Consider the following 732-nt stretch of genomic DNA (forward strand, 5'->3'; position numbering starts at 1 on the left):
AGAATACTTGAATATTTACCAGATAACTTCAATGTTCTATTATTTGGTGCAAAGTCTGAAACACTTAAAATATCACCTAAAGTAAAATGTAAAGTTCATAAAAAAGGACAAGTATTAGGTAACGCGAGATTTGATTTAATCAGAAAGTCTAAGTGTTTAATGCTACCAAGTAATTTTGAAAATTGTAGTATGGTGATACTAGAAGCATTAGCATCCCATGTTCCGGTTGTAACTTGGGATGTTGGTGGCAATAAGGAAATATCCCCCCCTACTGTTTTACAATGTGCAAAATTTGGTGATTATAGAGACTTTGCTAGAAAAATAATAAACTTTGTAGATAATCAACCAGGAAAAAAACATTTTGATACAAGCATTAATAATATTAATGAAGACTTTAGCAATGGAATTTACTCTCTAATCAAAGAAATAACCAAAAAAGAAACAGTACCTTACTTTGGCATGAACAATGCAAAACATCATGTATATGAACCTGTTAGGCATGAAATATCCCACCCAGAGATAAATAAATTAAGAGTATTTGGAGTCGCATACTCTAATGAACATATTGAAGAGCTTTGGGGACCCGTAATTTCTTATTTAGGTTATGAGTATAGGTATGTATCCAGACAGCCATTGGGCCACCATACCGTTTTTAAGCATGATCCTTTTGAAATAGAAAAAAAATATTTTTGTCATTTCGATTGGGTAAAAAATACGTCTCGATTAATAACT

General features: G+C 31.7%; 1 protein-coding gene. It reads left to right on the forward strand.

Annotated elements, in window-relative coordinates; translation table 11 throughout:
• On the forward strand, window positions 1–732 hold a 732-nt coding region (locus V1952_RS22270; RefSeq protein WP_420075600.1), incomplete at both ends, for a glycosyltransferase family 4 protein.

Origin of the sequence: Yersinia sp. 2542 StPb PI, from assembly GCF_048593855.1 — a bacterium.
GTDB lineage: Bacteria > Pseudomonadota > Gammaproteobacteria > Enterobacterales > Enterobacteriaceae > Yersinia > Yersinia enterocolitica_E.